The sequence below is a fragment of the Bacillus timonensis genome, from assembly GCF_004799755.1.
Lineage (GTDB): Bacteria > Bacillota > Bacilli > Bacillales > Bacillaceae_L > Ferdinandcohnia > Ferdinandcohnia timonensis_A.
This window is the reverse complement of record NZ_SLUB01000022.1, coordinates 41,097-67,434: the sequence shown is the minus strand read 5'-3', so window position 1 is coordinate 67,434 and position 26,338 is coordinate 41,097. Positions and strand designations below refer to the sequence as shown.

Below are 26,338 nucleotides of genomic sequence, written 5' to 3'. Positions count from 1 at the left end.
AGATGTGTATAAGAGATAGGTGCCAGAGGGGTGCCACAGGGGTGCCAGAGGGACGGTTCCATTGGTACCCCCTGATTCGGTTACGATATTTAGGAATTGCGTCTTACGTTTTGATATTTGCGCTTTAATGGGGTGGAATTGCGCTTTATTTTGGGGAATTGCGCTTTAACGAGGAGGAATTGCGCTTTATCGATTTAGGTGGCACTTTTTCAGCACATCAAACAAAAAGAAGACTAGCAATCATAACGTGATTGCTAGTCTTCTTGCTTTTGCTGGTAGAGAGAACCTTTAACCAGTTTGGAAATACTAAAGTTTTTACTATTTAAAATCCCTAATGTTTTGAAATTGCTCCCATTCCTTCTAGTACAATTTTCGCATCCTTATTAAAGTAAGGAATTAGATCCTCACGCAGCAAGAGCTGGGAGTTTTCCTTTACAAGCAATTTCAATCCTCTTAAATCGAACTTTGTAGCATAGGCATTAATCGTATTTATTATTGCTAATTCATTTCTTTGTAACTGCTTGTAATCTGAATTATGCATGTCGGTTATGACTTTCAATAGTTCCCGAGCATTTTTATTTAGGTAATGCCCTTTTGAATTTAACAAATCAATATTTTCCTCAATGTATTTTCTTGCAGTTACTAGATCTAGTGCATCTACGCTGTTGTTTATTTCCTTGCAGACCTGTTCAATATCCATTGTTAAGCTCCTTTGAAATTATGTCGAATATTGTCTAATTTTGATATCGGTAAAAATTCTTAAATGTTAAGAATGCTGAAATAAAATAACCCCATCTCCGAAGAGAAAGGGCTACTACAATAAAAAATCTATGCCAATTTTATTTCTACCGCTTCAATGCGTTTTGATTGGCCAGTTGTACCAGCTATCTCACCATTCTTTTTCCACTCAGTCCAGCCAATGGACTGAACATGAACTCTATATAAAACATTATGATCACTACACTTAATTTTGATTGCTTCTAGTCTCAAGCCTTCATCCATTGTGCCGATAATTTCACCATTGGTTCTAGGTGTAGTCCATCCTTTACCTTCCACATGACCCTGCATTTCAAGTTCAGCATTCGATCCTTCTAGTTTAACAGTTAACGCTTCTAATCGTCTGCGTTGCCCAATTGTTCCGGCGGTCTGACCGTCTTTTCGTTTACCTTGCCATCCCAGACTTTCTAAATGTGCTTGATAAGCAATGGAGCCTTTTGGACTCATTTCTTTTACCACCTCGTTAATAAATTGTTCCCATGTGATACCATGACGTTTTAAACAGTCAACTGGGTCTGTTCTTCGTTCTGGATCTAATGTCTTATGAGCTACAATGTGTTTTCGTGGGTCAAGGCTAAACGTTTTACATAGGTGTGCATGGTACCAAACATAACGCTTGTAGGCTTCTTTAAAATTAATACTACCACCCCAACACAACTCTACACCGATTGCTGCATCATTTGCATCAGCACCAAAAAGCCGGTTATCCGTCGGTTTGTTGTATTGTACATGCCATGCTTTTTCATTTAACGGAATAATTTCTAAAATATATTTATCATCAATGAAGGTATGGGCACTTGCGCTTGGTTGTTGTTTATTGAAATAGTTCCAATTCTGATAAGCAGTTGATCCTGGATTACCAGTATCATGGCTAACAATAAAACGCACCTTTGAGATTTTTTGCCCTGAGCGAGAATTTCCTGTACGAATGTAGTCTCTTGTAATTTGGTACATTACTTTCCTCCCCTTTTTAATAAAATATGTTAGTCTGTTAATTTCGTACTTGTTGTAACAATCCTTTAACACAAATTTAAAAAAGCTACCTAGGTCCACAGGGACGGTTCCACTGGTCCCCCTGAATCGGTTACGATATTTGGGAATTGCGTCTTACGTTTTGATATTTGCGCTTTAATGGGGTGGAATTGCGCTTTATTTTGGGGAATTGCGCTTTAACGAGGAGGAATTGCGCTATAGCGATTAAGGTGGCACTTTTTAGCACATCAAACAAAAAGAAAACTAGCAATCATAACGTGATTGCTAGTCTTTTAGATGGGACAAGGAACCTGTCCCTCTGTCCCATTTAAATCTTAAACTTCTTAACCAATTCTTGTAGTTCTTCCGCCATTTTTGTTAATGAAGTGGATGATGCGGTGATCTCTTCCATGGCTGCGAGCTGTTCTTCTGTTGATGCTGACATACTTTGTGTTCCTTCAGAGGTGACCTGCGTGATGTCCCCTACAGCTTCCATGCTCCTAACCATCTGTTCAGCTCCAGCTGATAATTCGTGTACGGCTGCTGTAATTTCTTGAATTTGCGAAGTTACCTCTTGTACGGCTTGGCCGATCTGCTTGAATGAGCTGCCCACGTCCTGGATAAATGTGATGCCATCGGACACTTTTGTTGTTGTGTCATCCATGGATTGGACGGTTACCTCTGTATCTGCCTGAATCACAGCAATGAGAGACGATATCTGTTTTGCAGAAGCTGACGATTGTTCTGCTAGTTTTCGAACTTCATCGGCAACGACCGAAAATCCCTTCCCGTGTTCACCTGCTCTCGCTGCTTCGATTGCGGCGTTTAATGCTAATAGATTTGTCTGTTCGGCAATCCCTGTGATGACACCGATGATTTGATTAATTTGATTGGAGCTTTCACCTAATGTTTTCACTTTTTCAGAGAGTTGGTTTACCGTTTGACTGATTTCGTTCATACGGTTTATAATCCCTTCAACGGATCGATTGCCATCAACGGCTTTATCAGTTGCTTCAACTGACGTATTTGAAACAATTTCTGAGCTTGTGGCAATCTGGCGTACTAATGAAGTTAAATCAATGATTGTTTGGTTGGTTTCATCCAAGCTTAGCACCTGTTTGTCCGTTCCAGCGGCTACCTCTTGAACAGTTGAGGCGATGACTTCTGTTGCTCTTGTTGTTTCTTCAGAGCTTGCTGATAATTGTTCGGATGCTGCAGCAACCTGTTCGGCATTAATCGCGACCTGTCTGACTAAATCTCGTAATTTACTTACCATCATATTAAAAGATGATGCCATTTCCCCTAGTTCATCTTTTGTTTTTATAGAAATGGCCTGGGTAAGGTCAGCCTCGCCTTCTGCAATTTCCTTCAAACGCCTATTCATGATCATAATTGGTTTATTAATTGATTTTATGATTAAAGATGACGTGAAAACTCCACCAACAAGTGAGAGAATAACAACTGCATATAAAACGACTGAACTTATTTCTTGGAACTTTTCTAATGCTTTTGTATCACTGTTAATTGTTTCGGTTACTTCTTTAATTAGTGATTCAATACTTGGATCCACTATCTCTTTTCTGATGGATCTTTGTTCTTCCATATGAATCTTAAGGGCTTTTTCCTGATCCCCGCTTCTGTATGTCTCTACCACTTTTTTATTTGTTTCAAAATAGGTTTGTAGGTTTGTTTTGATTTCTTCGAGTGCTTTCGCATCTTCTGCGTCTAAGTTCGTTTTTTGAGCGTCTAAGAAATATTGTTCAATATCTGTTATCTTCTTCTCGACTCCGGTGACTAGCTCCTCATCTCCCGTAAGGAGAAAAGCCCGTTCGTCATTCGAAATCCCTGTAAAACGATACTCGATCGACTTCAATGTAAACTGCAAGTCTTGATGAGTCTCTATATTTTTATATACCTTATCCGTTTCACCTTGTTGATAGATCGATAACCCACCTGTGACAAGCAGTGCTACCAACAAAATAAAAACGAGCATACTCAGTTTTGTCTTAATCTTCATAATGACCCTCTTCTCCCTGGCGTATCTACAAAATTCTGCATTTTTCGACTAGAACTATTTTACCACAAAGAGAACCAGAGGGACGGTTCTTTTGGTCCCCTTTTTGACAAAATTATGAAAGAGAGAATTGCGGCATTTAGAGGCTATTTGCGTTTTATTTTGAAGAATTGCGCTTTAGCGGAGTGTAATTGCGCACTATATTGTAGAATAGCGCCTAAGGTAGGAAGAATTGCGCTTTAGCGATTTATTGGGGTAGTATTTTATTAAGACTAAAATTTCAAATAAAGAGAGTTGATCCCTGTTGAATATTGAGTATTCTTTTACGTTCGATTCAGATTTGAATATGATGAGCGGATATGGAAAAATTACGGCGTATTTAGACGATAAGTTTGAGGATGAAATTGAAGTTGGCCATCTTTCCTTCCATTATTACAATGGATATGAAATGGGAGATGACCAAGATTTACTTTTCAGTGCGGATGCTATTTCTGGGGACCAAGAATACATGATTTCTAATTTTATCGATACGGATTTCGATGGTGGAAAAATTATCACGCTAGACCGAATAACGATTTTAAACGAATACAATCAAGATGAAGCAGAACCGCAAATTTTAAAAAAATTTATCGAATTCTGCCACTATATGAATTTTGATTATGTATTAGTCATTGCTGCGGACCCAAGAAATGATGGGGACAAGGAAATCATCAAGTTTCCAAAGCTAAAACAATATCAAGAACTTGGATTTACAAAACTTAGTGGATCCGATAGCCGCGCTCCTGTAATGATCAAGATTTTAGATGAGGATGAGATATTATAGGAAATTAGAATAATTTCTTAGTGAAAATCATGACTATAACAGCCTATTTGAGATGCACAAATTTCGTCCAATCAAACGCTTGTTTGAAATTCTAGTTGACCGCCAATCCTTTGTTAAACCGCTGTACAAACGTTTGTTTGAATTAATAATTCATTATTAGTACAGATTTTGCCGAATAAATATTTTACTATATTCAAATAAGAAACTTAAGGTATAAAATAATAATGGGTCTTGGGGTGATTCACTTCCCCCTTGACCCAATTTTGTTCACGACATTCACTCCACCCGACGCCGAAATCACACTCCCCGTGATGAAATCAGAGTTTTCCTCACAGAGAAAGGCGATAATTCTAGCTATATCTTCGCCTGTGCCAGGGCGACCGATTGGCGTTTCGGGGTCGTTTCGTGTGCGAGCTTGTGTGATAGTGGCTTCTTTCATTTCACCGGTTATGTCCCCCGGGCACACCATGTTGGCGGTAATTCCGAACTCAGCTTCCTCGAGGGCGATTGATTTAGTAAGTGACACCAGACCGACCTTTGCCGCACTGAAGGCCGCACGATACATCCAACCAGGCGCGCTCTCTGCATCCTGAAAGCCATAGGTGATAATTCTGCCGAAATTTTGCTTCCGCATGATGGGGATGGTTAGCTTGAGAAAATGAAACACCGAGCTGAGATTGCCGTCAATCATCTCGTTCCATTCGTAATCCTTGTAATCTACTAATTTTTTTCGTTCAAAAATATACGGTCCGGCGTTGTTGATGAGGTAGTCGATTCGGCCAAAACGGTTCATTGCCTGGTTGAAAATGTTTGTGATGTCCTCTTTTTTTGTGATGTCACCTTGAACGAACTGAATGCACTCTAAATAGGGTTTCCACTCACTTTTAAGCTCTTCGACGCGAGCCTTGTCACATCTATAGTTCACTGTCACCGAGCAGCCCTTTTTTAAAAATTCCTCAGTCACTTTTCTGCCTAAGCCCTTTGTTCCCGCTGTAATCACTGCATGTCTCACCTACATCACCTACCTTTTGGTATTTTGGGGTGGGCGGGACCACGGGGACGGTTCCCATTGGCTCCGAGGGAGCCACAGGAACCGTACCTATGGTACCAATATACGTGGGAAATTTTCAATTATGTTTGTTTCCGTATCGATTAGAGACATCTTGTCAAACCTCTTTTTCCTATTACTTCTGCTTTTGCATCAGATTTCCTTCCTACGAAAGGACTATAATGGGGGTGCTTGCATTTTATCTAAAATAAAAATGCGACAATCAAATCGATCATCGCATTTTTGTTCCTATCTATTATGTTGTACATTCCATCTCACGTTTAAATGGCTAATCATTGCACGTTCGAGCGCTTTTACCGTTTCAACGTCTTCAGCTGAACTCCCAACGATTAATATCGAAATTTGAACGCGGTCTCTGTTCTCATTCATTTTCTGTCCAGAGCCATGGGTACGCGCGCTATCACTATTTCGTACATAGTCTCTTAGTCGTTTTCTAAATCCGCCATTATTGTATTCAATCGCCCTGCCTAGATATACGACTTGCCCATTCATCTCAGCCTTATATAAGCCTATATGTTTGTTATACCGACTTAAATCTTCTAATGTAAGAGAACTTAACACGCCTAATCGAATCCACTTTTGATTCCATTGAGAAACCGTAAGTCCTTTGTATGTTGCTTCACCACTGGCATTTTTCGACTGTGAGCCCCGATTATAATAGGTATTTAATTTTTCTTTTTCTTCTTTTACTTTTCTTGCAAAATCTGGATCACTCATTCTATTTGATTTTTCTGCTTGTGTTACTTTTCTTTCGTGTTCTTTTATTCGTCGATCAGCCTCTTTTTGTAAGGACGCTTGTTTCTTTGCCGCCTCTTGTTGTAAGGCTCCGATTACTTCAGGTGCATGATCGATTACTGCTCCTACCACTTTTCCGACTTTGTTCCAAAATCCCATTTCATTATCCCCCTAATCATTTCCATTAGAAAAAGCAGTGACCCTCTCAGAAATCCACTGCTTTAATAGTTTACATGCGAGAAACTTGTATCTTCATCAGCTATAAATTAGATAGGATAAACCCTACGACGACAATAATAGCCACTAGACAACCTATACCGCTGAGTAAGTTTTTTATGGCTCTTGCTTTAAAATACCATACGAACCCAGCGATAATTCCAACGATTGGTGTCGCAATAAACGATAGGACAATTCCAAGAAGAATTGAGAAACCAACGGATCCCCTACCATCATCTTCAGTAACAGGCTGTGAAGAGGTTGAATTAGAAGGATATGATGTTCCCTGATTTGTAGGTTTTGGATCACCATAGTAAATTAGATCCTGTCGAACTCGGGATTCAGCACTACCCAGCCAGTCATTTACATCATAGAACTCATTATTATTGATGTCCCTAACTAATCGCACAAGCTCTTTATATCCATTATTCTCGTTTGAAAGATTATCGCACAGTTCAATTAGCATGCCTAATAGTTGTTTCTTTTCAGTACTATTGGAATATAACTTTTTAATTCTTGTGATTACTTTTTGGTGATACATTTGATTATCCGCAATCATGGTTATGAAAAATAACTCTTCTAATAAGGGATAATCATGTACAGATTCTTTTCCTTGTTTTAACTTTTCTTCTAAAACACGACAAGCCTGGTCGTAATTATTCAATTGACAATAGGCACTTGAAAGGCGTAAATAATAGTTTGACTCACCTGGTGCCAGCACGATAAGTCTTTCATAGTAATGAACCGCTTGTTGATAAACCTTTTGGCTTTGGAATACCTGAGCAAGTAGATATAGTGTATCTTCATCATTCGGGTTTTCATTTTCTAAAAGGTATAGAATCCTTTTTGATTCTTCATAACGGTCTAAATTGAGATAACATAAAGCCATATTCTTCCGTACCGTTTGATCATTCGGGTATTGCTTTAACATCTCTTCTAATGTGTAAATAGCACTATTGTAATTCTCATTTCCCATACTATCCAGGGCCTGTTGCATTAATCTCGAGTATGCCCCATTGTCCATAATCTCGCGGTCATAGCTTGCCTTCGCATCGGCATCCATTAAGACCTTATAAGCCTTTGATATCTGTTGGAATTCCTCTGGATGTGTTTCATTTGGGAATTGACGGATTTTTTTAAAATAGGCTCTTTTAATTTCTGCCTGTGTCGACGTTCGATTAACCTCGAGCAGGTCGTAAAAGTTTGTAACAGTTGTAGCTTGCATGATTGATTGTTCCTCCGCAATTTCTTTACTATTAGACGTTTTGAAAATTATATGTATTCCAATTCTTTATTTATAGGCTTAAAGCTCTACCCTCTTGCGTTTTAGCCTAAGTATAAATCAATAAACTACTATAATATTAACATAATATTACAAAAAAAGTTGCCTTTCGACATTTTTTTCATGTATATTATAGTTCTTTTTTCATAGGTTTTGCCCATAAAAAAGAAACCTAGATTCAGGTTCCTTGTTTTTAGCGGTATTCTGCTCCTCCACCCCACAGCTCTCTTCCACCTGTGTGTCCAGTGTTATGATGGGTCTCCTCATCAACGAGCTGGAGAACTCCAGCCTCTTCAGAATGATGCCATGTATATCCTTCTGGTGTATTCCCTTGAGCAAGCTGTTCGATATCTGCACTGTTTAAACCTAGCTCTTGAGCAAGAGTTGAGTTGGATTCGATTGCTTCATATAATTCAACATTTGCATATGTAAAATGAACCGAATCTGATTGGAGGTACATTTCTTCTTGTAGTTGGACATCATACACGGATTCAAACACTGGGAAAGTTCCTGTGATCGGTCCATCTGGAACTTCAACCGTTTTTTCCATAAATGGAATATTTGTTTCTGGATGAAAACTGCCTGCTAAAGCATCATTTCGAGTAGAAATCTCTTCTGCATCAACCATATCTACTCCATCAATGACATCAACTACACCAACTGCTAGGGTTGATATAACCGCTACTTTCCCTATATTTTTCACGCCCTGTAATGTTTTTTCATTATCTCCAGTTCTGATTCCATCAATGGTCGTACCTGCGCTTTTTACCGTGTAACTGACTGCACTGCCAAGACCTTTAAGGGTTCTTCCAGTTGAGTCTTTTAAATCATAATACGCCTCTTGCTTTGCAATCTCATCTTGTTTTAAAACACCGTATGTGCCTCTTACAGCGCCATCTACAAATTGACCCGCGTTATCTAAAGCAATCGTTGAGGCTTGTTTAACCCCGTCTCCGACCTCTTCAACCCACTCGGACTTTACAGCCTTGCCGACTATTTTGATCCCACCACCGATCACACCACCAGCAACCGTTCCTACTCCCTTACCTACCTTACGAAAGAAGGCCATCTTCCCTCACCTCATTTTTCGTTTCGTGAGTCTATCGTACTATGTGGTTTGGAAGATTGGTAGTAAGTACTAAAAACTTTTACTAAAAGTTCTCCGATGACCCTACTACTTTTGTAGTATTTTTACTCATTTCCTTCGTTTTCCGAATGTTTTCGTTGCCGGATTGATTATTCTTTCAGTATGTTTTTTATGTATATATCAAAAATATTCCAATTCTTTAAGTTAGTAAGTAGGAGGCTTTCTTTTTATGGTTCCAAATAGTACGGAAAATGAAGGACAGAGGAGAAACACACATTTACGTCAACTTGCCTCGGTTGGGCAAATCGCTGCGGGGATTGCCCATGAGGTACGCAACCCACTTACAGCCGTAAAAGGTTTTTTGCAACTTCTACAGCAGGAAGAAGAGCATGAGTACCTTGATATTGCACAGAGCGAACTCAACAATGCGCTTCTTACCTTGAACAATTTGCTTCAAGTGTCTAAGCCTGATTTGGAAGACGAGGATGCGCAAGTGATTCATCTAGCGGCTGAATTAGAATCGATTTTGAATCTATTTTTAGATAAATTGTATGAAATTGAGCTTGAATCAGACTTCCAAAATACGGATGCCACTATTGTCGGCAAGAAAAATCAATTCAAAAAAGCCTTTTTTAATTTGATCAAAAATGCGATTGAATCGATTGAGGGGAACGGTAAAATCAAGATTACTCACAGTGCCAATGACAAGGAAGTTATCGTCACCATTAAGGACTCAGGCGTTGGTATCCCAAAGGAAAAAATGAATCTACTCGGGACGCCATTTTTTTCAACAAAGGATGCTGGGACTGGGATGGGACTTGCCCAGGTTTTCTCTGTGGTCTACCAGCATGGGGGAGACATTTCCGTTGACAGTGAATTGAATGCCGGAACAACCTTTACAATTAGATTGCCAAAACAACACAAATCAATTGATCGAGGTGTAAGAAGATTGGATCTCATCTACAAAGATTCTATTAAAGAGTTTTTCCTAGAAAACAAAGTCTATTTCGAAGAAAAGTTGCTAGAGGAAGCCATTAATGTGAAGGATAAAATCAAGGAAATTCACACGATCGGAAACATTAATCTCGTCGATAATGCTCATAAACTCGTACTCTATGTCGTCGAAGAACGTGAACATGAGTTAATTACATTCGCAAAGCGTGAAGGCATGGCATGGGCAAAAAATTCGCTAACACTAGCGTTCAAGCTCGAGTGGGTCCAAGCCATTCGCCGCACCCTCTGGGACTTCCTGTACAATTATGACCTATTATTGAATCACGAATCCAGTCGTGACGAGTTTTTTACACTTGTGAAAAAAATGAATATTCTTCTCGACCACTTTTTAACACACTTTTTCATCAGCTATTCGAAGTACAAGGATGAACTGCTGGAGTCGCAAAGGCAACTCGTTGAAAATTTATCTGTACCAATCATTCCGATTAACCAGGATACGTACATTATCCCGCTGATTGGCGGTATCGACCAGCGTCGCCTCTTGACGATCGAGGACAAAATCCTGTCTACGATTGAAAATGAACATATCCGTACACTAATCATGGATTTATCGGGTGTCGCCTTTATGGAAGACGAGGTTATCTCCCGCTTCACGAAGCTGATTGAGGGTATGAAAATGATGGGCTGCCAAACCGTTCTCACCGGAATCCGCGCAGAAATTGTGAAAAAAATGATCGCGTTGGGCATCAGCTTTGCTGATATCGCCGAATCAAAGGGCACCCTCCAACTCGCATTAAAAGACTATTTGTTGGAGATGTAATGGGACAGAGGGACAGGTTCACTGTCCCAAAAATGGCCCCATTATTTAACATTTTGGGACGAGGAACCTGTCCCCGTGTCCCACTCATAAGCTAGTGTTTTCGATGATCATTGCGATTCCTTGGCCGCCACCAATGCAGAGACTGACGACTGCGTATCTTGCACCGCGACGTCTTAGTTCGTATGCTGCCGATAATAGAATTCGTGCACCACTTGCCCCAACTGGGTGACCAAGTGCAACTGCCCCACCATTCACATTTGTTTTTTCACGGTCGAGCCCGAGTTCTTTTTCAACTGCGAGATATTGCGCCGCGAATGCTTCGTTTACTTCGACTAAATCCATGTCAGCTAAGCTAAGTTCTGCACGTTTGAGTGCCTTTTTAATGGCCGGTACTGGACCTATCCCCATGATGGTTGGGTCGACTCCCGCTACCCCCCACGAAATCACCTTTGCAAGAGGCTTGAGCCCATTTTCACGGACTGCTCTTTCACCAGCTACTACAACAGATGCCGCCCCGTCATTGATACCAGATGCATTTGCGGCCGTAACCGTTCCGTCAGCCATGAAGGACGGACGCAATTTACTCATCGACTCCAAATTTGCGTTTGGCTTGATATGTTCGTCTTTTTCTACTAAAATACTTCCTTTTCTCGTTTTCACCTCAACCGCGACGATTTCTTCCACAAAGGTTCCGCTCTCAGCTGCTTTTGCTGCTCTTTGGTTTGATTCAATCGCAAATCTGTCCTGCTCCTCACGGGAGATTGAGTACTTTTCAGCTAGTTTTTCAGCGGTCATGCCCATGCCTTTTCCCGTGTATTGGTCAGTGAGGGTCGTCAGCAACATGTCTTCGAATTGAAGATTGCCTAATTTTGAACCTCGAAACCTCTGGGTAAAATTCACATACGGGGATTGGGACATATTCTCTGTTCCTCCGGCGAGTACGATGTTCGCATCCCCTACTAAAACATGCTGAGCCGCAGAAACGACAGATTGCAGCCCAGAGCCACATAAGCGGTTCACCATAAACGCAGGTACCTCTTGAGGAACACCAATATGTAGGGCGATGTGTCGCGCCAAATAGGAAGCATTTTTTTCAGTATGAATGACATTGCCATAAATGACATGATCAATTTGAGCCGGGTCGACTTTGGATCGCTTCATTGCTTCAACAGCAGTTGCGCGTCCTAACTCCGTTGCACCTGTCCCCGAAAATGAACCTCCAAAACTAGTAAATGCTGTACGAGCTCCATCCACAATAAAAATGGATTCCATTGAAAAAAAACCTCCTTTTTTAATTAGTTTACCACGTTGCTTGTGACATGTAACGAATATTCTGACTAATACTCGCTCCATTGGGAAGAGGTGTACATTTCTGTACACCTAATTTGGACTCATTCAGTTGTTTATGTTGAACTTGGCTGTCGATAGTGGAAAAAGCGGGGAATAAAGGGGTTGAAAGCTAGTGAAACGCTTTCAATTATAAGTATGTATTACAAAATATATGTATAAATCTGAGCTGCGTTTCAAACAAGGAAAAGCGCTGCCGATTTGAAATCTGTGACTTTCTACCTATAGATTAACCTTTATTCCAACAATATTCTGTTAATTTAATCACATTTTTGTATTTTTTTACAAATTTTTCGAAGTTTATTTTACTTAACTGGTAGCATACGTGAAGTTTCAGTATAGCAAACGTGACATACGGTCCCCTCCTGACCCCCTCGTACTTGAAGTTTACGCTTTGGACTCCCTTCCTGTGACCAAGTAAATTGGACGTACCGGCGGAATAAAAGAGGAACGCGTTCTTTAAAAGGACCATTTTTGTGGAATTTGAGGATCTTTTAGTACAGTATAAACCATTAATTTTTCAAGTAATGAAACACTTGCGATTGTACGGAGACAAGGAGTGTTTTTATCAGATTGGCTTAATCGGACTTTGGGAAGCGTCAACCCGCTTTGATCCAGAAAAAGGGGTTGCGTTTTCGACATTTGCTTATTCAACAATACGCGGAAAACTTCTTGATCATTTGAAAAAGGAAGCCCTTCACCGCGACCGTTGTCGACCTATGGGGGAGATGATTTTCTTGAGTCTTACAGATAGCACAAAGAGGGATTCGGTAAATGTAATTGAAGAGTATGGCGAAGGATTGACGGACAACCAAGTGAAGTGGGTCCAAGGGCGAATTATCGAGGATAAAAGCTACAAGAGAATTGCCGACGAGCATGGTGTTTCCGTGGATTCTGTAAAGTCCTGGGGACGACAAGCTATTAAGAAATTGCGAAAAATCATTATCTTCGAAGGATAACTTTTTTCAAGCAAATGTTTGTTTGAATTTTTTGGGGTAGTGCATGTGGGCCTCCGTTTTTAAACAAGCGCTTGTTTGGGGGTTGTGTTCATTTTTCGAGGATAATGAATGATTAGGATTGCGACGTTGGGCAACAATGTATGGTGAGGTGAGAACATGATTAAGAGGTTGCTACTTCTCGCAATCATCGTGGAGCTTGGAGTGTTTTGGTACGTGCACCACGAAAAGACCCCCGTCCAAGTTCAGGTGGAGAAATTCCCACAGCGCGAGCTTTTTTTGGACCAGAAAAAGGTCCCTGCTGACGAACCGGAGCTTACGGTTGAAACTGCAGCCACAACGGACCCTTTGACGGTTATAAAAGACAAATATACAGTTGAATTCGAGAATTTAGAAAAGGAAACAAAAAAGAAGGCGAAGGATCTGCTTGCACGGGCTAAAGAGGATTTCATTGAAGAATCCACCGATGGCATCGCCGCTCTGCAGGTCATGAGCAGTTATTATAACGAGTTCAAGACGCTTGAAACGGAAACCGATGAAGCCTTCGAGCAAATCTATGCTCAACTCGAGGAAGAGCTTGCTGCGGGCGGCTATTCAAAGGACGAGGCCGTGATTTTCCGGGAACAATACGAGGAAAAGAAGAAGAAAATGATGAAAAAAGCGTTGGATGTGCAGGGTAGTTATGAGTAGTGCGTGGGATTGCGCGTTAATCTGGAGGAATTGCGCTTTAATCTTGCGGATTGCGCGTTAATCTGGCGGATTGCGCTTTAGTTACTGGGAATTGCGCGTTAATCTGGAGGAATTGCGCTTTAATCTGGCGGATTGCGCTTTAGTTACTGGGAATTGCGCGTTAACCTGGAGGAATTGCGCTTTAGCTTTGGAGATTTGCGTTTTAAACTAGCAGATTTGCGCTTTAGCTGAGGAAATATCCCGCTAGTTTTTCACCAAATCGACTCCCTAAGATGTTGATATAACCGTTTATAATGCTTATAATAGAGATATAATAAAAAAGATCAGGTGCTCCAACACCTGATCAACACAATTACATGCCGCAAAGTGAGCGGCTAACCAATTAATAATGAAGTTTCACAAAATGAAGTAATCATCCCTTATACTCTGGTCGAGGCGGGGCGGTTACTTCTTTTTGTTTGCAACGACCAACATAACTACAATTGTTATGACCCCTAGCAAAACTAAATTAGATTGCAATGCCACAGACATTGCCTCGTATGACGTCATCGGACCACCTCCCAACTTTTGAGGAAGTGGCTAACCGCCCACCCGCATTATCCCGCATTAACGGGCAGTATAACTTTCCGTTCAAAATTTTAGTGAAACCAATTAAGTTTAACAGAGGATAACTGCCCGTAAATGCCCGATTGGTTCAACTAACAATCAATGGGGGATGGAGTAAACCCCCATTGATTGAAGTTTCACTTTATGTAACTGTACCCCTATTTTAACATTTCAGATAATAGATTACTAGTAAAAACAGAACATTTGTTCGCATTACTTTTCCCACCCATGTGTTAAAATATAGAAAAGTCTAGCAAAAGGAGCACTCCCTATGAATTTTTTCGAAAAATTACTATCAGATTATGATTTTACATTAGATAAAAAAGGCGTCAGTGGAAAGCGTTTGGCGTCACGGCTCGCCGCTCTATCAGAAATTGGGTTGACCCCTGATAACGGCTCACACCGAATCGGATTTTCCCACGAAGAAAAGGCCGCGAAGGATTTGGTGAAGCAATGGATGACAGAAGCAGGGCTTACCGTAACTGAGGATGGGGCTGGTAATGTATTCGGGCGACTCAATGGCAATAATCCTGATCTGCCTGCACTCTTGTCCGGCTCCCATGTTGATAGTGTTCCGAACGGCGGACATTTCGACGGTCCCCTTGGTGTGCTTGCCGCACTTGAGGTTGCTGAGGCTTGGAAACAAACAGGTTTTGTACCGGAACGTCCATTTGAGGTTGTTATTTTTTCTGATGAAGAAGGTGCTAGATTTAATGGCGGTTTCAGTGGAAGTTCGTCGATGATTGGTGAAGCAACTAGAGAGGAGCTTCTTCCAAAAATAGATATCCATGGTGACTCTTTTACCAAAGTTTTAGAGGATATTGGACTGTCGGTTGACGACTTTTTCAATTCAAAAAGAGACCTAAAACAGCTTGAGGCGTTTGTTGAAATACATATTGAACAAGGAAAAAGGTTGGAGCGCGCCGGAGTGCCAGTGGGGATTGTAACTGGAATCGCAGGACCTTGTTGGTTAATAATGACGTTTACGGGCAGCGCTGGACACGCGGGCAACACGCCAATGGACGACCGCAGAGATGCGCTTGTTGCAGCGAGCCAGTTCATTTACGAGGTTCAGGCCCTCCCCGCTCAGGTTAGCTCCTCAGCTGTCGCAACCGTTGGAAAAGTGGATGTACTGCCAAACGGCGTGAATGTCATTCCTGGTGAAGTCCGCCTCACTGTCGATATCCGTGATATTAAAAAGGAAACTCGCGATCAACTCGTTGACCTGGTCATTGAAAAAGCAAAGGCCATTACCGAGGAACATGGGATCGAACTTCAATTTGAAGAAACATTACGAGAAGCACCCGTTCCGATCAGCAAGGACATGCGGCAAAAACTCGAAAAATCTGTAATCGCACAAGGAATTGAACCAGTGTATTTACCTAGTGGCGCAGGCCACGATTCCATGATTGTCGGCCATGTGTTGCCGGTCGCAATGATTTTCGTCCAAAGCAAAGATGGCATCAGCCATAACCCAGCCGAATGGTCTTCTTTAAGCGACTGCGTGCAATCCGTGCATGTATTGAAGGACTTTTTGGAGGGGTATGATAGGTAATGGTGACGAAATAGCCTGATGTGAAAAAATTGGGCAACCATTATAAGTCTCAAATGCATTTTATAAAAAGCTTTTGTAAGTTTTGTCTCTGAGTGTATCCCTCAGAGACATTTTAATATGGTATCCACATGATTTTGTCTTCGAGATCCTGTCTCAAAGACATTTCACATTACTTTTCACTTCATTTTGTCTTCGAGACACTGCTTCAGAGACATTTCACATTACTTTTCACTTCATTTTGTCCTCGATACCTTGCCTCAGAGACAATTCACATTACTTTTCACTTCATTTTGTCCTTGATACCTTGCCTCAGAGACATTTCACCTTACTTTTCACTTCATTTTGTCCTCGATACCTTGCCTCAGAGACATTTCGCATTACTTTTCACTTCATTTTGTCCTTGATACCTTGCCTCAGAGACATTTCACCTTCTATACAACATTGATTTGTCCGTGAGAACCTCGCTCAGAGACATTTCTCCAATTCACCCATGCCTATTTGTCCCTGGTCCCCCAATTAACAAACATTCTTCTATTGCCCCCTCCCCTTTTTCCAACTCCCACCATTTACAAATCCCCGCTCCCGTCATATAATACCAACATACCATTTGAATATCGGCATTCACTCATATAATCACGGGGATAGGGCCCGTAAGTTTCTACCAGCGCACCGTAAATGTGCTGACTATGAGTGAGCAATGGGAATGCATTTATGCTTATTCCACTTTCCTTCGTTAAAAGCCTGAAGGTCATTGACTCACTCGTATTGGGGAGTGCAATGATGTTCAGGCTTTTTCATTTTAAAGGAGGAAACTCAAATGGAACTTTTACAACAAAAAATTCTCAACGAAGGTACCGTCCTCTCTGACCACGTCCTAAAGGTCGACGCCTTTTTGAATCATCAAATAGACCCACAACTAATGGTCGAAGTCGGCAAAGAATTTGCGCGCCGATTCCAAAACGACCGCATCACAAAAGTCTTAACGCTCGAATCCTCTGGGATTGCGCCTGCTATGATGGCAGCCCTCGAGCTGGGAGTGCCGGTGATTTTTGCGCGAAAAAGAAAATCTCTTACACTCGTAAACGACCTACTTACAGCGTCCGTTTATTCTTTTACGAAAAAAGAAACCAATGAAATTTCCGTATCTCAGAAATTCCTCGAACCAACGGACAATGTGCTGATCATCGATGACTTTTTGGCAAATGGGCAGGCTGCACTTGGTCTTGCTAGCATCGTAGAGTTAGCTGGCGCTAAAACCGCTGGAATCGGAATTGTAATTGAAAAGTCCTTCCAAAACGGGGGTAAACTGCTTCGCAACAAAGGATTTAAAGTTGAATCCCTCGCACGAATCCAATCCCTCGAAGGCGGAAAAGTAACATTTGGGACAGAGGGACAGGTTCCTCGTCCCACCATATATTCCCAGAACCAAGAAACATCTGTCCAAGAAGTGGGGGTTGGTCGCTAATGAAAGGGAATCTATTTAAAACAGCGTCTCTCGGAATTCAGCATGTCCTTGCAATGTACGCAGGAGCTGTCGTTGTGCCGCTCATCGTCGGTGGCGCCATCGGGTTAACAGCTGAGCAGCTCACTTACCTTGTTTCAATCGATATTTTAATGTGCGGTATCGCTACGCTTTTACAAGTTTGGAAAAATAAATATTTTGGAATCGGATTACCTGTTATGCTCGGCTGTACGTTCACAGCGGTCGGACCGATGATTGCAATTGGTGGCCAATACGGGGTTTCCGCGATTTACGGGTCGATTTTAGTCGGCGGTGTGTTCCTCGTACTTGTTTCAACGGTTTTCGGAAAGTTGATCAAATATTTCCCACCTGTCGTAACCGGGTCAGTTGTCACGATTATTGGAATCACCCTGATTCCAGTCGCGATGAACGACATGGCGGGCGGTGTAGGAAGCGCGGATTTCGGTTCGGTTCAAAACCTCGCTCTTTCATTCGGAACACTTCTATTTATTTTAGTGTTGTACCGTTTTGCGAAAGGATTTATGCGTCAAATCTCTATCTTACTTGGATTGCTCATTGGAACAGCTGTCGCTTATTTTATGGGAAGAGTGGATTTTTCAGCCGTTGGCGACGCGTCATGGATACACATGCCACAGGCATTTTACTTCGGCATGCCAACATTTGAGCCATCTGCCATCATCACCATGATTCTTGTGCTTGTCGTAGGCCTTGTTGAAGCATCCGGCGTCTACTTCGCACTCGGTGACATCACAGGCAAAAAGCTATCTGAAAAAGAGTTATCACACGGCTACCGTGCAGAGGGGATCGCCACTATACTAGGTGGAATTTTCAACGCGTTTCCTTATACAACTTACTCACAAAACGTTGGTCTAATCCAACTTTCAGGTGTAAAAAAGACCAGCGTGATATACGCGGCTGGCGCATTTTTAATCATTCTTGGATTCATCCCAAAAGTCGGTGCGTTCACAACCGTTATCCCAACGCCAGTTCTCGGCGGCGCAATGCTAGCGATGTTCGGAATGGTCATCTCAGCGGGAATCAAAATGCTAAGCAAAGTTGACTTCTCATCACAAGAAAATCTATTAATCATGGCATGTTCAATCGGAATGGGACTCGGTATCACAACCGTCCCAACCCTATTCGCAAACCTTCCAGAAGGCGTCCAAATCTTAACCAGCAACGGAATCGTCATCGGAAGCCTAACCGCTATCGTCATGAACCTCATCTTCATGAAAAAACCGACAGAAAAAGCGGTGCAGGTACTGGAAGGACAAAAGGCATCATAGGGACACGGGGACAGGTTCACTGTCCCCCCATATTTTCCCAGGGACAAGGTACCTGTCCCTTTGTCCCATTCTATGTTCCCTCTGCTAATTTAGTTCCCATTCCCCTTTTATTTCCTTCAAAAACCTATGATGAAATTCAGGGATGAACTCCATGATCTTATCAGGTGTGTTCTTTTCATTTATGAAAAACACCCCTATTTCTGATTCTTTTTTTCCAGCACGATCTGTTACTCTTTTCCCGTTCTCTAGTAGATAACGAGGGTTTTCTTTTTTAAAGTGTTGCATTGTATCCTCGAATAGCTGAATGAGAGCCTGAAGCCTTTCTACCTTTTCCCGTCTATACGAATCTAATGGTTGATTTAGTTTACTTGCATTAGCTTCATAATTGTAATATTGACGAACCGATAAATAATAGCCTTCTTTACGCCTGTCCAAACGATAAAATAAAGCCTCAGGAAATTCATCGCTAGTATTCGATGGTATGAAGGAACATTGCGTCCACGGCCTACCGCTACTATTTCCTCTGCGTATCGACGTCTTATCGTCTTTTTCTGCAATCTTTCCAAATAGCTCTTTCATAAAAATCCATTGGCCCACATCCGTTTTTAGTGAGCTTTTTACCTTATCCAACTCTTTTGAAGCCAAATTAGCTTTGATAAGCTCCTCTTCTTGTTGCAGTTCTAAAATGTAGTCATAATAATCGTGGAAAATGTCACTTGAAATTACATCTATGTATGTAGATATAACATGAATCATTTCTTGTCTATTAAAGACTTTAAACTTGCCTATCTTTTCATTAAATCGATCAATGTAGCTAACTTCATTATCAAAAATATATCCCGTTTTATAGTAAACTCCGAGTATTTCCATGTCATCTTTATTATTTTCACTTTTTAATAGATTAAAGTACTTTTCTAGTTGCCCGGAATGCATAGCCGTGTTTGTTTTGTCCTCAATGATTATTTGATACTTTTTATGACCTGCACTAAAACGGATTAGGATATCAATGTTTTTGTACTGCCTTATAACCTCTATTGAATCGATTACGTTACTCGGAACATGAATATCATGCAATTTTAACATGGTGTTTAATAATTCCAATCCGTATCTCTTTTCTGGAAAATCCCCAGGCACATTGATCCATGATAAACTCCAAACAATGAAAGCATCTTGTGTCAGTTCCTTTGTTGCAAATTTAAAGATATTAGGTCTATTTTTCATATGTCATCCTCCCGAAGTCTTTGATAATAACCGCAATAATTACTACAAATGAGTGCCGGGTAGATGATTTCTTGAACAAGATTTCCATTTTCCTCCTCATGAATCAATTCCCAAACATCTTCAATCAACTTTGAATTACAATGCGGACATTTCTCTACGCCATCCATCAAATCCACCAACTTTTATTAAGTAATACCTATAATTTAAATTAGATTGGATGGTTTATCCAGTAAAATGAACAAGGGGTACAACTGTACCCCCCTTTTTTCAAAGCTCTATCAACGATAATTTGATTCTATCGGCGTTAGCTATTTCTTACCTCCTCAACAACTCAACCCCCACCCAAATTTTCCATATAACGAATGCTCCAACAAAGGTTAGGATACTGGAAATGATTCCAATCACCGAACCCCTCCCGTATAACGCTTCATATGCACCCGAGAAAAGTACGATTAAGCTGATGATGATAGTGAATACGCCCAATGACTTTGAAAATAAACCTGTTTTTAAAATGAGATATCCTACTTGAATGAGCCAAATGCTGAGACAAATGCTAGAAAATACAGATATGACGAGTCCGAGTTCAATCATTGGGTGGATGGTCGTGATAGCCTCTTGGATGTTCTGATCTTTATTAACGAGGTCGTGAAGGGCTGCAGCTGGTAGCAGCATATAAAAGGTATAGGAAAGGAGGTGGAGGTAGGCGAATCTGGATACATTTGAGCTCAGTTCTGGATACCCTGATCGAAGTCGCGTATCAATCGCTTCAACCGTCCAGAACACTAGAATCATTGCGAATGCCCCAGACAGCAGTAATACCCAGTTCAAAACGGGATAAGTCGCTAGCGAATGCACCGTTTGCTCGTATACATCCTTCCCCTCTACTACAACGGTCTGTGAAATAACCATCACTAGAACAAGCATCAAAGCAGAAATAAATGCACAATAAGCACCGAGTCGTTGGCGTACCATTATGGATTCCCCCTTATTTTTTTACTACTTTATTCCTAGAGGAATCAGAACATGCCAAGTCTTGCGCAAACAAAAAACGGCGAACCCAAACAGAGTTCAACCGTTATTTTCCACAACACTTCTTATATTTTTTTCCGCTTCCACATGGACAAGGGTCATTTCTTCCTACTTTATTCTCATTTCTAATCTGGACTGGTTCCTTCATTGTATGTTGGAACTGTATCTCTCTTCCCATTGCCACCCTCTTCCATTCCAATAATTCTGGGTGTTTTTCTCCCACAATTGTGTAGAAAGAGTAAGCAACATGCTCTATTTCTATAAGGGAATATTCATATTCGTATTCCATACGAGCATTGAATTCAGGAAGAGCCTTTTTTGAAAAATGATGGCAAAGCGCTTCAATGATTGGCTCCTGCTCCTCAAATTCATCCGTTTCATGATAAGCTTTTCGTAACTCCTGAAGCGCACGGTCCGTTTTAATATTCCCTAAGATTGATGCAGCATAGATGACCGATTCCGAATCTCTTACATACGGGGCAACCTCTTTTACTACTTGATCTGAATGAAAACGAACTAATGCGGCCGAAACCTCCTCCAATAAAAAATCATCATCTCTTGTTAACAAGCTTGCAAAGAGAGGGATATGTTTTTCAAGATTTAGTAACCCTCCCATATAGACATTCATGATTCCATTTGACGAGAACCAATCATCATTGGCTTCCTCGGACAACACAATATCAATTTCCTTCTCAGTTATCCACCCTTTTTTCACGATACACTCAGATAGTTTTTTCGCCGCTTGGTAAACGTCAGATCCTCGAGATGATGATTGATCAAGTTTGTTCAAAACTTCTCCGTACATTGAATAAACGTCTTCCTCTGATCCATTTTCGATAACTTCGAAGATCTCCCAGGTTTGTTTAGGAATATATTTTTCAAGCTGTTCTTTATATTGAAAAGCAAGTGACGTATCAATATTACTTAATAGGTTTTGGGCGAGGTGCCGCTCAGTCTCGTTCATTTTTGGGATATTGTCGATTAAAATGTTGAGCGCTTCTTCATTGATTGTTTGATTTTCTATGTACATTAAGATGTTTGATTGTTTCTTTTCGTTTCGGAACGCATCCTTTAGTAACTCTACTGTCCATTCCTCTGGAACGTTCGGGTATTCATGAAGCGCATGTAAGACGGTTTGTTGGATTAAGATATCATCTGAAAGCAAATGTGGTTTGATTTTTTCTAAAAATGACATGGGGTGGGTCCTTTCCATTTAATTTATTGGATTATGAATCAATATCATTTTCACCGGTTTGAATATCCCCATTATAACCATATTTCATTGAAAATAGGGCATTTTCCCAAAACTGAGCGTAAGCCCAAGGTTAGCTATCGGCGTTAATTCGATTCTATCAACGTTATTTCATCTCTATCGGCGTCAACTTGATATACGTCAAAAAAAGCCGCTCCACCTAGTGGAACGACCCCCGTTCATTTTTTTATTCAAATAAAGGACTCACAGCTCTTTCGTTGTGGATGCGGTCGATTGCATTGACTAGCAATGTCGCTACGGAAATGGTTGTGATTTTGTCAATTTGTTTTTCTTCTGGTAATTGAATGGAATTTGTGACGACCAATTCCTGAATTGGTGAAGACTCAATTCGTTCAATCGCTGGGCCAGATAAGACTGGGTGCGTACAACATGCGTAAACCCCTTTTGCCCCTCTTTCCATTAATGCTTTAGCAGCAAGAGTAATCGTTCCGGCTGTGTCAATGAGGTCATCAATCAGAATGGCATTTTTACCTTCGATGTTACCCACGATGTTCATCACCTGTGCCACATTTGGCTTTGGACGGCGTTTATCAATAAAGGCGATTGGTGCATTTAGTTGGCTTGCCATTTTTCTAGCTCGAACCACCCCACCTTGGTCAGGCGATACGACTACAACATCCTCAAGACCTTTTGCCGCAAAATATTCAGATAGAAGTGGTACACCCAGCAATTGATCCACTGGTATATCAAAGAATCCTTGGATTTGTGGTGCATGAAGGTCCATAGTCAAGACCCTAGTTGCACCGGCTTTTTCAAGTAAATTTGCAACTAACTTAGCGGTAATTGGTTCACGGGAGCGCGCCTTACGATCCTGACGGGCATACCCATAATAGGGAATTACAACATTGATGTTTTTGGCGGAAGCTCTTTTTAGCGCATCAATCATGATCAATAATTCCATTACATGTTCGTTTGCGGGTTGTGAAGTTGATTGAATCAAGTACACTTCGCTTCCACGTACACTTTCATCTATATTAATGTGAATTTCCCCATCACTGAAGCGTGAAACTGAACATTTCCCCAACTCACAACCGAGTAACGATGCCATTTCCTCAGCTAGTTCTGGATTTGAATTTAAACTAAACATTTTAAAACACTCATTCAATTGGTAAGCCACTGTTCGTCCTCCATGCAAAAAATAGTCTATATATAATATAACCTATCTTTACAATCTTTACATAGTGCCAAGTTACAAATTTCGACAGAAATAAATTGGAAACCCCAATTTTACAGGTTTTCCAGTAAGCTAATGTAATTCTCCAAACCCAATTATTTTAAAATCCATTCCTTCTTTTGCAAATGTATATTGAAATTTTTTCAATTCAGGAGGTTTACTTTCAATGATCAACTCAAATTGATTAAAATGACGTCTAAAATCAATCACTTCACCCTTATAAATATTTGGATATTGTCCTATCATTGAAAAGGAAGCTGCCATTTCCTTCACAACTGCATCTTTCGCTAGATTGTCACGCTCTTTATTGGTAAGCTCAGGATTCGTAACTTGATGAAGTACCTCAACCTTTTCAAATCCAACTTTTTTTAAATAATCCTCGGTGTAAAAATAGGGTGTTAATAATTCATATGTAAAGAAAAGGATAATAAAAAGGCTTCCCATAACTTCAATTGAAAGCTTATATCGCAAAGCGAACATCCACTTATTTACCTTTTTAACCACCCATACTATAAGCATTATGATGAGAATATAAATGATAAATTCAATCAAAAAATGAATGAAAAGGAAATTTAGGTAGAGTTCGTTTTTTAAGAAAATAACAAATAAAAACACACCTACTAATGATAAAAATGCTTTCTGAACTAGTTCACGCATCCTATTCCCCCTTTTTCCCTTCCTATAAAAGGTATTCGATAAATAATATATTTATCCTTCTCTTCAAAAAAAGGACCCCACAAATGTGGCGCCCCTGCTATATTTAAAACACAATTGTTTTATTGTTATCCACGATAATTCGATCCTCAAGATGCCATTTTACTCCACGTGCAAGAACGCTTCGTTCAATCGTTTGACCGATTTTTTTCAGTCGCGCTACATCATCACGGTGATCCACACGTGCGATGTCTTGTTCAATAATTGGGCCCTCGTCCAAATCGTTCGTTACATAATGCGAGGTCGCACCGATTAATTTTACCCCGCGTGTATAGGCCCGCTCATACGGTCTCGCTCCGACAAACGCAGGCAAGAATGAGTGATGGATGTTAATAATTTGATTTGGATAGGCCGCAACAAAATCGGGTGTTAACACCTGCATGTAACGCGCGAGCACGATCAAATCGATGTCATATTCTTTTAAAAGTTGTAATTGCTGTTCCTCAACCTGTTTTCGGATATCTTTGTTCGCTGGAATGTAAACGAACGGAATACCAAGATTTTCAACAACTGGTCTTGCATCTTCATGATTGCTCACGACTAGCGCAATCTCCGTCATCAAGTCTCCGCTTTGCCATTCCCATAAAAGCTCATGCAAACAGTGAAGCTGCTTAGAAACAAAGATCGCCGTTCTCTTCACATTTTGAACGTCAATTAGCTTCCATTTCATTGAAAATTTTTCGGCAACTTCTAAAAATGAAGTCTCCATCTCTGACTTTTTCTCCGTTAGGGATGGACATTCAAATTCAATTCGAAGATAAAATGTACCTTCCTGGTGATGCGTGGAATACTGGCTAGACTCAATAATATTGGCATCGAATGAATATAAAAATGCAGAGATCGCCATCACGATCCCCGGTTGGTCAGGACAGCTCACCAATAGCCTTCCGTGATTCTGATGCTTGCTTTGAAACTCTTCTTTGTTAAAATACATGATCATTACCTCACAATAATTAATGAGGAATATTATAACAGTATCCTGAGGAGTTGTCTAAATAATTCAGATTTTGGGACGGAGGGACAGGTTCCTCGTCCCACCCATATTATTCTGGGACACTGTACCTGTCCCCTTGTCCCTTATTCATTTGCTAGTTTTTCAATGAGTAACGCAACCAATGCACTTCTTACTGGCATTTGCGAGATACGTAAATGCTCGTTTGAAGCGTGAGCGCCGTCTCCAACTGGTCCTAAGCCATCCAAGGTTGGGGCAAATTGCGATGCGAAGCTGCCGTCACTTCCGCCACCACTAGCTTGATCTTCTAAGTCAAAATCAAGGTATTCCTTCGCTATTTCCTTCGCTGTTTCAAACATTTTTGTGATCTCTTGCGTTTTTTCCATAACTGGACGATTGATGCCACCCGTAACTTCGATAGATAAGCCTTCCTTAGATGGCGTCAAGCCTTGAATCAACGGAATGATTCGATTGAATTCAGCGGTATTTTTAACACGCAAATCTAGTTCTGCCTCCGCTTCAGCAGCAACCACGTTCGATGCACTTCCGCCTTTTATTAGTCCGATATTTAATGTTGTTCCTTTTTCGAAGTCTGTTAAGCCATGCAAATAAAGGGTTTGTCGAGCAAGCTCCTCAATTGCACTAATTCCTTTTTCAGGCTCAATGCCGGAGTGTGCCGCGCGTCCCTTTACTTTGATCGTGAACATGCCGACACCTTTGCGAGAGGTCTTTAGCTTTCCTTTCGTAGACGCTGCTGCGGATTCTAGAACAAGCACATATTTGCTCTTCTTCGCTTCTGCTTCGATTAACTCGCGTGAAGACTCACTTCCGATCTCCTCATCTGTCGTAAATAACATAACAACCTTTGTTTTTAAAGGAACCTGAAGTGTTTTGAGTGCATGCAATGCAAACACCCCTTGCACGATGCCGCCCTTCATGTCAAATGAACCTGGACCATAAAGCTTGTCTCCATCAATTCGGAATGGAAGTTCTTCAATCGTACCCTTTGACCAAACCGTATCCATATGCGCCAAAATCAATATTTGCTCATCGCCCTCCCCAAACTCACAACGGTAATGATCTCCAAAATGTTCATTGTTGAACTTCTGGATGGAGCCACCCACGTATTTTCTATACAGCTCCTGAACCTGCTTACCCACCTGGTCCACCGCTTCTTTATCGTGAGACGGAGATTCCAACTCTACTAACCCTTTCAAAACCTCCACCATCTCAGACTCTTTCTCTTTTAAAAATGCTACAACCTGCTGTTCCATTACATTGCCACCTTCTATTAGGACAGAAT

General features: G+C 40.9%; 23 protein-coding genes, 2 pseudogenes and 1 riboswitch. Of the genes and pseudogenes, 7 read left to right on the top strand and 18 right to left on the bottom strand.

Features of this window, described 5'->3' with window-relative positions; translation table 11 throughout:
• Nucleotides 1-331 precede the first annotated feature (331 nt).
• The 5 genes and pseudogenes from E1I69_RS13150 to E1I69_RS25485 form a co-directional block, all read right to left on the bottom strand.
• Nucleotides 332-700 carry a hypothetical protein gene (locus tag E1I69_RS13150; protein ID WP_136380055.1) on the bottom strand — a complete coding sequence of 123 codons (369 nt, stop codon included), beginning with the start codon at nt 698-700 and terminating at the stop codon, nt 332-334.
• 128 nt (nt 701-828) lie between these two features.
• Nucleotides 829-1,224, bottom strand: a complete 396-nt coding sequence (locus E1I69_RS24975; protein WP_242634595.1) for a hypothetical protein — start codon at nt 1,222-1,224, stop codon at nt 829-831.
• Nucleotides 1,225-1,227: 3 nt separating this feature from the next.
• Nucleotides 1,228-1,731 (bottom strand): annotated as a pseudogene (locus E1I69_RS24970) (peptidoglycan recognition protein family protein); the annotation flags it as partial.
• Nucleotides 1,732-2,077: 346 nt separating this feature from the next.
• The gene (locus tag E1I69_RS25490; RefSeq protein WP_431731883.1) at nt 2,078-3,025 is read right to left on the bottom strand and encodes a methyl-accepting chemotaxis protein; all 948 of its coding nucleotides are present in this window, start codon (nt 3,023-3,025) and stop codon (nt 2,078-2,080) included.
• Nucleotides 3,017-3,766 (bottom strand): annotated as a pseudogene (locus E1I69_RS25485) (MCP four helix bundle domain-containing protein); the annotation flags it as partial. The gene E1I69_RS25490 and the pseudogene E1I69_RS25485, both read right to left, overlap by 9 nt.
• Before the next feature lie 301 nt (nt 3,767-4,067).
• Here E1I69_RS25485 and E1I69_RS13135 point away from each other — a divergent pair.
• Complete coding sequence (locus tag E1I69_RS13135) at nt 4,068-4,586, top strand: hypothetical protein (RefSeq protein WP_136380052.1); 519 nt, start codon at nt 4,068-4,070, stop codon at nt 4,584-4,586.
• Nucleotides 4,587-4,827: 241 nt separating this feature from the next.
• Here the strand turns inward: E1I69_RS13135 and E1I69_RS13130 are convergent, their stop codons facing one another.
• The 4 genes from E1I69_RS13130 to E1I69_RS13115 all read right to left on the bottom strand — a co-directional run bounded on the left by E1I69_RS13130 (nt 4,828) and on the right by E1I69_RS13115 (nt 8,957).
• Complete coding sequence (locus tag E1I69_RS13130) at nt 4,828-5,598, bottom strand: SDR family oxidoreductase (protein WP_136380051.1); 771 nt, start codon at nt 5,596-5,598, stop codon at nt 4,828-4,830.
• A 285-nt stretch (nt 5,599-5,883) separates the two neighbouring features.
• The gene (locus E1I69_RS13125; protein WP_136380050.1) at nt 5,884-6,549 is read right to left on the bottom strand and encodes a hypothetical protein; all 666 of its coding nucleotides are present in this window, start codon (nt 6,547-6,549) and stop codon (nt 5,884-5,886) included.
• A gap of 100 nt (nt 6,550-6,649) precedes the next feature.
• Nucleotides 6,650-7,831, bottom strand: a complete 1,182-nt coding sequence (locus E1I69_RS13120) for a tetratricopeptide repeat protein (RefSeq protein WP_136380049.1) — start codon at nt 7,829-7,831, stop codon at nt 6,650-6,652.
• A gap of 250 nt (nt 7,832-8,081) precedes the next feature.
• Entirely contained in the window at nt 8,082-8,957 is an 876-nt protein-coding gene (locus E1I69_RS13115) for an HNH endonuclease (RefSeq protein ID WP_136380048.1), read from the bottom strand.
• A gap of 247 nt (nt 8,958-9,204) precedes the next feature.
• Between E1I69_RS13115 and E1I69_RS13110 the strand changes: the two genes are divergently transcribed.
• Entirely contained in the window at nt 9,205-10,749 is a 1,545-nt protein-coding gene (locus E1I69_RS13110; protein WP_136380047.1) for an ATP-binding protein, read from the top strand.
• 84 nt (nt 10,750-10,833) lie between these two features.
• On the opposite strand, the gene E1I69_RS13105 is transcribed toward E1I69_RS13110, so the two are convergent.
• The gene (locus E1I69_RS13105; RefSeq protein WP_136380046.1) at nt 10,834-12,021 is read right to left on the bottom strand and encodes an acetyl-CoA C-acetyltransferase; all 1,188 of its coding nucleotides are present in this window, start codon (nt 12,019-12,021) and stop codon (nt 10,834-10,836) included.
• Nucleotides 12,022-12,572: 551 nt separating this feature from the next.
• Here E1I69_RS13105 and E1I69_RS13100 point away from each other — a divergent pair.
• The 5 genes from E1I69_RS13100 (at nt 12,573) to E1I69_RS13080 (ending at nt 18,672) form a co-directional block, all read left to right on the top strand.
• A complete protein-coding gene (locus tag E1I69_RS13100) occupies nt 12,573-13,055 on the top strand; it encodes a sigma-70 family RNA polymerase sigma factor (RefSeq protein ID WP_161974894.1) in 483 nt (160 codons plus the stop codon).
• A 156-nt stretch (nt 13,056-13,211) separates the two neighbouring features.
• A complete protein-coding gene (locus tag E1I69_RS13095; RefSeq protein WP_136380044.1) occupies nt 13,212-13,742 on the top strand; it encodes a hypothetical protein in 531 nt (176 codons plus the stop codon).
• Nucleotides 13,743-14,619: 877 nt separating this feature from the next.
• On the top strand, nt 14,620-15,903 hold the full coding sequence (locus E1I69_RS13090; RefSeq protein WP_136380043.1) for a M20 family metallo-hydrolase: 1,284 nt from the start codon (nt 14,620-14,622) through the stop codon (nt 15,901-15,903).
• A gap of 605 nt (nt 15,904-16,508) precedes the next feature.
• Nucleotides 16,509-16,610: riboswitch (purine riboswitch) on the top strand.
• A gap of 110 nt (nt 16,611-16,720) precedes the next feature.
• Nucleotides 16,721-17,368 carry a xanthine phosphoribosyltransferase gene (locus E1I69_RS13085; RefSeq protein WP_242634594.1) on the top strand — a complete coding sequence of 216 codons (648 nt, stop codon included), beginning with the start codon at nt 16,721-16,723 and terminating at the stop codon, nt 17,366-17,368.
• Nucleotides 17,368-18,672: a nucleobase:cation symporter-2 family protein gene (locus E1I69_RS13080; RefSeq protein ID WP_136380042.1), complete on the top strand. Its 1,305-nt coding sequence runs from the start codon at nt 17,368-17,370 to the stop codon at nt 18,670-18,672. The genes E1I69_RS13085 and E1I69_RS13080 overlap by 1 nt, the downstream gene beginning before the upstream one ends.
• A gap of 84 nt (nt 18,673-18,756) precedes the next feature.
• Here E1I69_RS13080 and E1I69_RS13075 read toward each other — a convergent pair whose 3' ends face one another.
• The 8 genes from E1I69_RS13075 to E1I69_RS13045 form a co-directional block, all read right to left on the bottom strand.
• Nucleotides 18,757-19,893 carry a PD-(D/E)XK nuclease family protein gene (locus E1I69_RS13075; protein ID WP_136380041.1) on the bottom strand — a complete coding sequence of 379 codons (1,137 nt, stop codon included), beginning with the start codon at nt 19,891-19,893 and terminating at the stop codon, nt 18,757-18,759.
• Nucleotides 19,890-20,060 carry a hypothetical protein gene (locus E1I69_RS24420; RefSeq protein WP_154670410.1) on the bottom strand — a complete coding sequence of 57 codons (171 nt, stop codon included), beginning with the start codon at nt 20,058-20,060 and terminating at the stop codon, nt 19,890-19,892. The genes E1I69_RS13075 and E1I69_RS24420 overlap by 4 nt, the downstream gene beginning before the upstream one ends.
• 148 nt (nt 20,061-20,208) lie before the next feature.
• Nucleotides 20,209-20,865, bottom strand: coding sequence for a hypothetical protein (locus E1I69_RS13070; protein ID WP_136380040.1), 657 nt, complete (start codon nt 20,863-20,865; stop codon nt 20,209-20,211).
• Nucleotides 20,866-20,968: 103 nt separating this feature from the next.
• Complete coding sequence (locus E1I69_RS25245; RefSeq protein WP_136380039.1) at nt 20,969-22,117, bottom strand: SEC-C metal-binding domain-containing protein; 1,149 nt, start codon at nt 22,115-22,117, stop codon at nt 20,969-20,971.
• 244 nt (nt 22,118-22,361) lie between these two features.
• A complete protein-coding gene (locus E1I69_RS13060; protein WP_136380059.1) occupies nt 22,362-23,282 on the bottom strand; it encodes a ribose-phosphate diphosphokinase in 921 nt (306 codons plus the stop codon).
• 159 nt (nt 23,283-23,441) lie between these two features.
• Nucleotides 23,442-24,026, bottom strand: coding sequence for a hypothetical protein (locus E1I69_RS13055; RefSeq protein ID WP_136380038.1), 585 nt, complete (start codon nt 24,024-24,026; stop codon nt 23,442-23,444).
• Nucleotides 24,027-24,129: 103 nt separating this feature from the next.
• On the bottom strand, nt 24,130-25,017 hold the full coding sequence (purU, locus tag E1I69_RS13050; RefSeq protein ID WP_136380037.1) for a formyltetrahydrofolate deformylase: 888 nt from the start codon (nt 25,015-25,017) through the stop codon (nt 24,130-24,132).
• A 143-nt stretch (nt 25,018-25,160) separates the two neighbouring features.
• On the bottom strand, nt 25,161-26,309 hold the full coding sequence (locus E1I69_RS13045) for a M20 family metallopeptidase (RefSeq protein WP_136380036.1): 1,149 nt from the start codon (nt 26,307-26,309) through the stop codon (nt 25,161-25,163).
• Nucleotides 26,310-26,338 lie beyond the last annotated feature (29 nt).